8 protein-coding genes are annotated in these 10,281 nt (G+C 46.8%); 1 reads left to right on the forward strand and 7 read right to left on the reverse strand.

The window, feature by feature from the left end; translation table 11 throughout:
• Positions 1 to 2 precede the first annotated feature (2 nt).
• From Q1V74_RS05440 to Q1V74_RS05450, 3 genes are all read right to left on the reverse strand, one after another.
• The gene (locus tag Q1V74_RS05440; protein ID WP_300647397.1) at positions 3 to 1,400 is read right to left on the reverse strand and encodes a sodium/glutamate symporter; all 1,398 of its coding nucleotides are present in this window, start codon (positions 1,398 to 1,400) and stop codon (positions 3 to 5) included.
• 187 nt (positions 1,401 to 1,587) lie between these two features.
• Complete coding sequence (gene secA / locus Q1V74_RS05445; protein WP_300647430.1) at positions 1,588 to 4,311, reverse strand: preprotein translocase subunit SecA; 2,724 nt, start codon at positions 4,309 to 4,311, stop codon at positions 1,588 to 1,590.
• Positions 4,312 to 4,439: 128 nt separating this feature from the next.
• Positions 4,440 to 5,327, reverse strand: coding sequence for a M23 family metallopeptidase (locus Q1V74_RS05450; protein ID WP_300647398.1), 888 nt, complete (start codon positions 5,325 to 5,327; stop codon positions 4,440 to 4,442).
• Between the two features lie 17 nt (positions 5,328 to 5,344).
• On the opposite strand from Q1V74_RS05450, the gene Q1V74_RS05455 reads away from it, so the two are divergent.
• Entirely contained in the window at positions 5,345 to 5,827 is a 483-nt protein-coding gene (locus tag Q1V74_RS05455; RefSeq protein ID WP_300647400.1) for a DciA family protein, read from the forward strand.
• A gap of 21 nt (positions 5,828 to 5,848) precedes the next feature.
• On the opposite strand, the gene lpxC is transcribed toward Q1V74_RS05455, so the two are convergent.
• The 4 genes from lpxC to Q1V74_RS05475 form a co-directional block, all read right to left on the reverse strand.
• Complete coding sequence (gene lpxC / locus Q1V74_RS05460) at positions 5,849 to 6,772, reverse strand: UDP-3-O-acyl-N-acetylglucosamine deacetylase (RefSeq protein ID WP_300647402.1); 924 nt, start codon at positions 6,770 to 6,772, stop codon at positions 5,849 to 5,851.
• A 153-nt stretch (positions 6,773 to 6,925) separates the two neighbouring features.
• Positions 6,926 to 8,134, reverse strand: coding sequence for a cell division protein FtsZ (gene ftsZ / locus Q1V74_RS05465; protein WP_300647403.1), 1,209 nt, complete (start codon positions 8,132 to 8,134; stop codon positions 6,926 to 6,928).
• Positions 8,135 to 8,230: 96 nt separating this feature from the next.
• Positions 8,231 to 9,457, reverse strand: coding sequence for a cell division protein FtsA (gene ftsA, locus Q1V74_RS05470; protein WP_260649274.1), 1,227 nt, complete (start codon positions 9,455 to 9,457; stop codon positions 8,231 to 8,233).
• A 12-nt stretch (positions 9,458 to 9,469) separates the two neighbouring features.
• Positions 9,470 to 10,279: a cell division protein FtsQ/DivIB gene (locus Q1V74_RS05475; protein WP_260649275.1), complete on the reverse strand. Its 810-nt coding sequence runs from the start codon at positions 10,277 to 10,279 to the stop codon at positions 9,470 to 9,472.
• Positions 10,280 to 10,281: the final 2 nt, after the last annotated feature.

The raw sequence follows: 10,281 nt of genomic DNA on the forward strand, positions 1-10,281 counted from the left end.
CTTTATCCTCCCACCATGCTAGGTTTTAATGCAGGGGTTGTTTTTTTGATCATTAATGGCATTAACACTAAAGGAATAAAAGCGGTGGCCGCAAAAGCAAGTAAGTAAGTGTTCGGATCTAAGGATGGGGCGATCGGTGTCAAAATAAAAAGCACTGGCAAATTCACTAAAACAATAGCTAAGTTAAAAAAAGCGAGCTCTTTAGCAACGGAAGTGCTAAAGTCAGCATCCACCAAGCGCAAAAGTAACAGTCCTGTTCCCGTCGAGCCGGTGCAGCAACCAAACGATGTAAGCGCTCGCTCGGGGGCTAATTTTCCACTTAACTTAGCGCTATACCAACATAGAATAAAAGTGGCTATCGTCACAGCTGTTGCCACCAGCAGTACGGGAGCTAATAACGCGTACAATACCGAAAATGCAATACTCATAATGGTTCCTACCACCATAAAGTCGACAGAGGCGCCGGTAATACGCTTTAACGTCTCATCATCTACATAACTCGACCAGCCCGCCTTATCAATGATAAGACGCATCAGCACACACACACCTAAGCCATGAACAAAGAACATATTATGACTAAAAAGCACGGCAATACTGATCCCAAACGGCGCATGTCCTAGCGCTACTTTCTGCATAAAAGACAGCCAAATATGGGTGATACCATAAGCAATACCCAGTAGGCCCAAATGCCATGCCAAACTATCCATATTGGCACTATGTGTCACTAAGCGCGTAGCACTTTGGCCGCGATTTGCATGAAAAAAACCAACTAAAAATGTCTCATCAATACGAGAGCGTTTATTGGCGTTCTGTCCTTTTTTAATCACATGACGAGCTGCTGGCACTCCCACCAAAAACGCTACTAAAAAACCAATGGATGCATAAATCAACCCAACTTGTGCAGCATTGGCAATCCCATATTCCTGCTCCCATATTCCGCCATAAGTCAGAGCCTGCCCTGGTCCCTGAGTAAACCCATGTGTAATCAAAGCCCCTAAAAGAGGTCCCACCTGACTCCCTGTTACCGCATCATAAAAGACTATCAACCCGTAACCAATTAAAGCTTGCAAACCAAGACTAGCAGTCCAAATTAAAGTTAACCATATGCCTCCCCGTACCACTCCGTCACCCGCTAAGGCTTTTTCATTACTACTACCCGTCAAGCACAAGGACATAAAACTCAAGGTGAAAAAGTGAAAGGTTAACGAGTTAAAATCTGCAGGCGTATAACCCGGAATTAATGAAAAAGACAACAAAACAAAACCTAATACCCCGCCTAAAATGCTAGCAGGGACCAAGGACTGCTGTAAGAAAGGGATTCTTTTACGTAAAACCCCGCCAAGAAATAACATAGCTGCCATCAAGGCAAACGCCATAATTCCATGAAAAGAGTCTCCCATGTTGGTCTCCTGTGTGGATAATACTTTTGTGAATTATTATTTAAAAATAACGATGTTTGCACACCATTATGCGAGCAAGAACCCAGTTCATACATAAGTAATTACCCATATTTGTCTCGAATAATGAGACAAAAACAAAAAAGCCACCTACTTAATAAGCAGGTGGCTTTAACAAACCAAGGAAAAACTAGTTTAAACGCCCATGGCAATGTTTATATTTTTTACCACTACCACATGGGCAATTATCATTACGCCCCACTCGTGGAATGGCTTCCGTAGCTGAGTCTTCTTCTGTAGGCATTAAAGCCTCGCCCTGTACCGCAGCGTCATAATCAGCATGTTGATAACGAACATTTTCTAACTCTACTGGTGGCTCTGTTTCAGCTGGCGCTTGTTGGATCTGTACCGTTAGGAGTGTTTTAATGACCTCATCACGAATACGGTCTAGCAATTCAGCAAATAGCTCAAAAGCCTCGCGCTTGTATTCTTGTTTAGGGTCTTTTTGCGCGTACCCCCGCAGGTGAATACCCTGGCGCAAATGATCTAGAGCCTGCAAATGACCACGCCACTGCGTATCAATAGACTGCAGCACGATAGCACGCTCAAAGTTTGCCCACTGTTCTTGCCCAACCAACGCTACTTTTTCATCCAAGGCCTGTTTAGAAGCCGCTAATACCCGATCTAAAAGGTCTTCTTCGGTCAGGTGCGTTTCTTTTTCAACTAAGGTCACCAAGTCCAGCTCAATATGAAATTGCGTAGCCAGTGCCGTTTGTAGGCCTTTAATATCCCACTGCTCTTCCATACTTTCTTCGGGCACATATTGGTGGAAGAAATCCGTAATTGCTCCCTCGCGCATGAAGGCAATGTTTTCACTAATATCATCGGATTCAAGCACCTCATTGCGCTGTGCATAAATCACCTTACGCTGGTCATTCGAAACATCATCAAACTGTAATAACTGTTTACGAATATCAAAGTTGCGCGCCTCTACTTTGCGTTGTGCTGATTCGATTGAGCGCGTTACCATGCGAGCCTCGATCGGCTCGCCCTCGGGCAAGCGCAAGCGCTCCATAATATTACGTACCCGATCCCCTGCAAAAATGCGCATTAGCGGATCATCAAGGGATAAATAAAACCGTGAAGAACCAGGGTCGCCCTGACGCCCTGCGCGACCTCGTAGCTGATTATCAATACGACGAGACTCATGACGCTCCGTACCAATAATACGTAATCCACCAGCCGCTTTTACCTGTTCATTAACAGGTAGCCATGCGGCGCGAATTGCTTCGATACGCTCTGCCTTTTGTTCAGGGCTCAGCTCTGGATCATGCTGGACTTCAGCAATTTGGCGTTCGATAGAACCACCAAGTACAATATCTGTACCACGACCAGCCATATTGGTTGCAATGGTAATGCTACCTGGTTTACCGGCATCAGCAATAATCTGCGCCTCGCGCTCATGTTGCTTAGCGTTTAAGACCTCGTGCTTAAGCCCTGCTTTTTGTAATAACCCGGAAAGCAATTCCGAATTTTCAATGCTCGTCGTACCCACCAACACAGGCTGACCACGCTCGTGACAATCTTTGATATCAGCCAAAATTGCATTGAATTTCTCCTGATCGGTTTTAAATACCTGATCATTCTGATCCACCCGAATCATGGGGCGATTGGTTGGGATCACTACGGTTTCTAAGCCGTAAATTTCTTGGAACTCAAACGCTTCTGTGTCTGCTGTACCGGTCATACCAGCCAGCTTTTCGTACATGCGGAAATAATTCTGAAAGGTAATAGAAGCCATGGTTTGGTTTTCATTTTGGATTGCCACACCCTCTTTGGCTTCTACGGCTTGGTGTAAGCCTTCGGACCAGCGACGTCCCGTCATCAAACGCCCTGTGAACTCATCCACAATAACGATCTCGCCATTTTGGACCACGTAGTGCTGATCGCGAAAGAATAAGTTATGCGCCCGCAATGCCACCATAATATGATGCATCAGCGAAATATGACGCGGGTCATAGAGAGACTCACCCTCTGGGAGTAGGCCCATATCAGCTAGAATTTTTTCTGCTTTTTCATGTCCAGCCTCTGAGATATATACCTGTTGAGCTTTTTCGTCTACCCAAAAATCCCCCTCGGGCTCTGGCTCATGGGGTTTGGGTTCGGCAGCCATCTTGGTAAGTAGGGGCGGAACCGCATTGATCGCCTGATATAAGGCCGTGTTGTCATCGGCCTGCCCAGAAATAATCAAAGGAGTACGCGCCTCATCAATTAAGATGGAGTCTACCTCGTCAACAATGGCAAAGTGCAAGCCCCGCTGACGACGCTCCGAGGCATGGTATTCCATATTGTCGCGTAAGTAGTCAAAACCAAACTCATTGTTGGTGCCATAGGTAATGTCGGCTTGATAAGCCGCTTTTTTTTCTTCGTTTGACTGATTCGGGACAACAACCCCTACCGACATCCCTAAGAAATTATAGAGCTTAGCCATGGTTTCCGCATCACGACGCGCTAAGTAGTCGTTCACGGTCACCACATGTACACCTTTACCCGTTAAGGCATTTAAGTACACCGCCAGCGTGGCCATTAAGGTTTTACCCTCTCCGGTACGCATCTCGGCAATTTTTCCATTATGTAAAGCAATGGAGCCTAACAGCTGCACATCAAAGTGACGCATGTTATAGACTCGCTTAGCGCCCTCTCGCACCACTGCAAACGCTTCGGGTAACAGTGAGTTCAATGACTTACCCTCAGCAAGACGCTGACGGAATTCTACAGTTTTCGCTTGAAGCTGTTCATCTGTTAGTGCTTCATATTCGGGTTCAAGCGCGTTGATCTGTACAACTTGCTTGCGGTACTGCTTAAGCAGTCGATCATTGCGACTGCCAAAAAGTTTTCTGAGCAAAGAAACCATTCTTGTATCGTCTAGGTAAGATTCACGGCGCATCATCTAAGTGCGCCTACTCCCATTCCTATGATTCGGGTTAAGGGAAAACTGGCAACATAACAATACAGTTTAACGCAGCTTGATGCCAAATAGATTTATTCTACCTTTTTGTTCTGGGCAAACTGAGTCGAAATTGCCTCTTTGGGTAAAAATAACATGGGGTCTAAAGGCTGATCTTCAAGCCGAACTTCGAAATGTAAATGTGCCCCTGTTGTCCTGCCGGTTGCACCAACCCGAGCAATAAGCTGTCCTTTTTCCACGACATCCCCGAGCCTAACTAAAATAGATGAGGCATGCGCATAACGTGTAACCAAGCCATCTCCATGAGTAATTTCAACCATTTTGCCATAACCACTACGATAACGAGCCTCGGTCACAATACCACCGGATGCCGCTACAATAGGGGTGCCAACTGGAGCAGAAAAATCCATGCCTTCATGTAAGGTATAACGCCCGGTAATGGGATGACGGCGCCACCCAAAGGGTGAGCTCATATAACTAACATCCACAGGATGAATAGTGGGATAACGCGCCTGATTGCCTAAACGTTGGCTCAAAACGGTATCAAGCATCATCAACCAATCCTGACGTTGTGATAAGCTATTATGTAAATCATCGAGTTGCTTACCTAGATCTTGAGCGCTACCATTAAAACTGATACTCGACTCTGGGTTTTCTATATCCATAAGCTCTGGATCGGTATAGGCCACACCTGTTGTGTCAGCAATACGACGACCTAAATGCTCCATTTCGATAACCTTGGCTTGTAGGTCACCCACTCTTTGAGCCAGCTGCTGAACACTCTGCTGTACGTAAAGCGCGTCTCTGGCCTGTGCTTGATCTAAAAGCCACTGCTGCTCAGGGCTTAGGGTTTTAGCGTTCAGTTTAGACTGCACTAATGCCCCAGCAGCAGCTGACAAGCTTAACCCCATTACTACCGTAAATATACGTACTATCCATTTTTGTGTATGGCTTAACTTCATTGTGACGGTTTCCCTTTATGTCTCGGGCTTTTTTTCAACGGTTTCATCAACGATCATCTGCTCCTGCCAGCCCTATTACAGGATGGCTAGAAAAAGATTCCCATCAGCTGTTACAGACAGCCAATAAATACCTTGAATTAGAAAAAAAGCTTCAGTCCTGTCTTCCGACAGGACTCAAGCTCTGTAAAGTGGCTCATATTGATAGACAACAGTTAACCATTGCGGTTCCCAGCGCTGCTCATGCCACCAAACTGCGACAGCTTGTACCTAGTCTACTGCAGCAGCTTCAAAGCCATGGCCAGTTTAATCAAATACACGTCCAAATCCAATCCGTATTTTTTACTGAGGATTTGTCACTAGGACGAGTACAACAAGGTGGGCGCGGTATAGATGAAACTGGCCTAGAAGCCTTTACTGAGCTTAAGCAGTCATTAGAGCCTGGACCTATAGCTACAGCTATACAAAAACTATTAGCTCGCCACCAAAAAGAAAAAGGCTGAGGAAAAACTCAGCCTTAAATACTATGCCAGCTTCCACTCGCGCACATATGGCAAAGAAGCCGTTTCTGTTTCAGCATAGCTAACAAGCTCCCAGCTGTCTTGCGCTGCAAGTAGTGCCCGTGCAAGCTGGTTATTAAGACCATGTCCCGATTTGCATGCCACATAACGAGCGACCAATGGGTGACCAATTAAATACAGATCACCAATGGCATCCAGGATTTTATGTTTAACAAACTCATCCTGATAACGTAAGCCATCTGCATTCAATACACGAAACTCGTCCATTACAATGGCATTATCTAGACTCCCCCCACGAGCCAACCCTGCGGCACGCATGGCTTCTACCTCACTGGCAAACCCAAAAGTACGCGCTCTGGCTACAGACTTTGCATAAGAGTCTTTAGCAAAATCCACCTCGGCAAAATTAGCCGTAGCATCAATGGCTGGGTGTTGAAAATCAATAGAAAACTGTAAAGCAAAACCCTCATAGGGTTCAAGACGCGCCCATTTTAAATCCGCACCGGAGCCTTCTCGCACCTCTATCGGTTTTAGCACACGTAAAAACTGCTTAGGACGATTCTGCTCTGTTAATCCAGCTGAACGTAGCAAGTACACAAAAGTACCCGCACTTCCGTCCATAATAGGGACCTCTTCGGCCGATAAGTCTACATGTAGGTTATCAATACCTAAGCCGGCTAAAGCCGACATCAGATGTTCTACTGTGGATACTCGCACACCTTCTTTTTGCAGCACCGAAGCCATCGTCGTCCCTCCTACCAAATGCGCTTTGGCCGGGATACTGACGATAGGGTCCATGTCCACACGATGGAATACAATGCCTGTGTCAGGCTCAGCTGGACGCAAAGTGATCTCGACCAAATGCCCTGAGTGCAGCCCAATGCCTTTCGTGCTGACAGTTTTAGAAATAGTGCGCTGACGTAACATAAATCAAAAATTATAAAAACGAATAACTGCTATTATACGGCGATAACTGCTGCACCGCAGCAACTCGTCGTAATCGTGGCTCCCCATCAGGTGGCTAGCCAATGCTAAAGCACTAGCTAGCCATGCGAGAGCACACCTATCGGGGGTAGGTGTTTAGTCTGCCTGTTTACGTAGGTAGGTTGGAATATCGTATTGATCCATACCAGAGGTTTCTAAAGCACGTACCTGCAAGGACGCTTCTGCACTGCGAGTCCGCATAACAGAAGGAATCGATGGGGCAGGCTCTTCAGAAATTGGCTCGGGCTTTACTGGCTCAACGGTAGTTGGCTCATTATCCGTTCCCGTGCGTAAGACAGGCTCAGCAGCAGGAGTTTCCACTAGCTGCGGACGTGCCTGTTCCTGCTCTTTGTGTCGTCCTAAGCCGGTAGCCACCACGGTAACGCGTAGGCTATCACCCATGCTGTCATCGTATGCTGTACCAAAGATTACGTGCGCATCTTCCGCTGCGTAACCTTGAATAATATCCATAATCTCTCGTGTCTCACGCAGTTTGAGATCTCGGCCTGCCGTAATGTTCACCAAGACACCACGTGCACCATGTAAATCCACACCCTCGAGCAATGGGCATGCAATCGCACGCTCAGCGGCCTCTCGGGCACGACCTTCACCAGAAGCCACCGCAATACCCATCATGGCTTGCCCTTGCTCGCCCATAATGGTTTTCACGTCTTCGAAGTCAACGTTTACGTTACCTTCTACGTTAATAATTTCGGCAATACCGGCACAAGCATTATGCAAAACATCATCCGCGACTTTAAAGCAGTCTTCTTGGGTGGCGTCTTCGTCCATTAAGTCGTAGAGGTTTTCATTTAAAACCACGATTAAAGAGTGAACGTGTTTTGATAGCTCCGCGATACCGGCATTTGCCGTATTCATGCGACGCTTACCCTCGAAATTAAATGGTTTCGTCACAACGCCAACTGTCAAAATGCCAAGCTCTTTAGCGACCTCAGCCACAATGGGGCTTGCTCCAGTCCCCGTGCCCCCGCCCATACCCGCAGTAATGAAAACCATATGGGCTCCCTCGAGCACTTTGCGGATCTCATCTCGTGCCGTTTCTGCCGCCGCACGACCTTGCTCGGGTTTAGCACCGGCTCCGAGCCCAGAGCGACCCAACGCGATTTGCACAGGGGCTTCGCTACTTGCTAACGCTTGTGCATCAGTATTGGCGCAAATAAACTCTACGCCTTGAACGCCGGAATGAATCATGTGATTCACCGCGTTACCACCAGCACCGCCCACACCAATGACCTTAATCACGGTAGAGCTATTACTAGTGTCTAGTATTTCAAAGTTCATCATTTCGATTCCCTCGCATATGTATTTGGCAAGAATGTTGTCTTGCCTCCCCGATCAGTTGTTATATACGCAGTTACTGTTTTTTACAAAAAACAAGTGTTAATTCATAAACCATTCTTTGGCTTTTGCCAATAAGTGCTTAAAGCGACCTTGCGTCTGTATCCCTTTACGACCGCGCCCATAATCCAAACGAGCCTGAGTCAATAACCCCATGGCGGTAGAAAAACGTGGATTGCGCATCATGTCTGCTAAGCTACCATGGTAAATGGGCATAGCGACTCGTACTTGCTTTAAAAATACGTCCTCTGCTAGCTCCACAATACCAGGTAATAATGCCGTGCCCCCAGTAATCACTACCCCAGAGGCTAATAGGTCTTCATAACCGGATTCCCGCACGCTGTGTTGTACTAATTGAAACAATTCTTCAACACGTGGTTCTATAACCGCTCCCAGCGCATGGCGCTTTACTTGGCGATTTGGTCTATCACCTAAACCCGGAACCTCGAACAGTTCCTCGGGGCTTGCATTTGCCTCGCGTGCTAAACCATAACGCAGTTTGATTTCCTCTGCGTCTGGCATCGGTGTACGCAACATGGTAGCAATATCACTTGTGATTTGGTCTCCCGCGATGGGGATCACCTGCGTATGTCGTATAGCACCACCGGTGTATATCGCTATATCAGTGGTACCACTACCTATGTCTATTAATAATACACCGAGTTCTTTCTCATCCTCAGTCAAACAGGCCAAACTTGAAGCCAAAGGTGAAAGCATCAATTCTTTGACCTCTAGGCCACAACGGCGTACGCAACGCTCAATGTTTTGGGCCGATGATGCGGTCGCCGTCACTATATGGACCCGAACCTCCAGTCTAAAACCACTCATACCGACTGGATCTTTAATGTCTTCTTGAGCATCCACAATGAACTCTTGCTCCAACACATGCAGCACCTGTTGATCCATTGGGATATTCACTGCTTGAGCAGTTTCTATTACCTTAGCGACATCCGTAGGAGTGACTTCCTTGTCCTTGACGGCAACCATGCCACTTGAGTTCAAACTACGAATATGGTTACCCGTAATCGCAGTATAGACCTCGCCTATTTTGCAATCAGCCATCAACTCCGCTTCTTCGAGTGCGCGCTGAATTGAGTTCACGGTGGCTTCAATATTGACAACGACCCCCTTGCGCATGCCCATGGACTCATGTTGACCTAGTCCTAATACTTCGAAGCGGCCCTCAGGCAAGACCTCGGCTACCACAGCCACAACTTTACTCGTGCCTATATCTAATGCAACAATGAGATCCTTATTATCACGGGTCATAGAATTTTATCTTTATTCAATAATTGTAGGTGGGGCTAGCTCGATAGCAAAACCATTGCTATAGCGCAAATCTGCGCTTTGAATAGCCCGCCCCTCTAGTCGTTCTAGCAATGTAGGCCAAGCTTGTACAAAACGCTCTAGGCGCTCTGCAAAATCCCGTGCGCCTGAAGTACCATGCAAATCTGCAATATCCGCAGCAGGATCACGCCCAAGCTGCATACGCATACCGTTAGATAGCACAACATCCCAAGCATAACGAGGACTGAGATTAAACTCATGGATGCTAACTCCCAGTGGTGTGAGCCACTGAGTAATTTCAGCATAGCGCTGTACCACTAAATGCTCAGAGTTAGCCGGTCCACGCAACTGAGGCAACTGTACTTCCTCGCCTAAGACAGCCTCATTTGCAGAGAACGGCTCACCCCAAGTGTTAATCATGTCATTTTCATTCCAATATGCCATGGGCTGGTGTTCTTCTATTTTAACCTCTAATGTGTTTGGCCACACCCTTCGTACTTGAGCGCGTCTCACCCATGGGGCACTTTCAATCAAAACACGCGACTGCTCTAAATCAATAGTGAAAAAATTCCCCTTTAACTGCCCTGCAATAGTTGCGCTTACCGTCGCAGGCGTTACATAGACCAAGGCGTCATTATTGACCCCTTCAATTTTAACGGTATCAACCACAAAATAAGGTAGGCGAATCACCCAAACTATTGCACTGAGCAACAAGCCGATTACAGCTAGTAGCGCCAGTACATTCGCCACATAATTGACGTGACGATAGTCTAATGAAAATGAAGGTAAATATCGCCCTAACATAC

Source organism: Paenalcaligenes sp. (genome assembly GCF_030152715.1).
GTDB classification, from domain to species: domain Bacteria; phylum Pseudomonadota; class Gammaproteobacteria; order Burkholderiales; family Burkholderiaceae_B; genus Paenalcaligenes; species Paenalcaligenes hermetiae.